Origin of the sequence: Enterobacter cloacae complex sp. 6730903, from assembly GCF_048283985.1 — a bacterium.
Lineage (GTDB): Bacteria > Pseudomonadota > Gammaproteobacteria > Enterobacterales > Enterobacteriaceae > Enterobacter > Enterobacter hormaechei_C.
Map to the genome: position 1 here is coordinate 1 of NZ_JBLVXX010000206.1, position 297 is coordinate 297.

At 57.6% G+C, this 297-nt stretch carries 1 pseudogene; it reads right to left on the bottom strand.

Annotated features, from left to right (window positions below):
* Nucleotides 1–198 (bottom strand): annotated as a pseudogene (locus ACNQ0W_RS25585) (IS1 family transposase); the annotation flags it as partial.
* Nucleotides 199–297 lie beyond the last annotated feature (99 nt).

Below are 297 nucleotides of genomic sequence, written 5' to 3' on the forward strand. Positions count from 1 at the left end.
TTCATACAGCGGCCAGCCATCCGTCATCCATACCACGACCTCAAAGGCCGACAGCAGGCTCAGAAGACGCTCCAGTGTGGCCAGAGTGCGTTCACCGAACACGTGCGCCACAACCGTCCTCCGTATCCTGTCATACGCGTAAAACAACCAGCGCTGGCGTGATTTAGCGCCGACGTAACCCCACTGTTCGTCCATTTCGGGGTCGGTTCCGGCTGAGGGCGAAATGACACCCTAAGCTTTCGGTTCCTTGGGCCAAAGATATTCGCCAGTCAGTAGAATGTGCGCCCAGCCCAATGG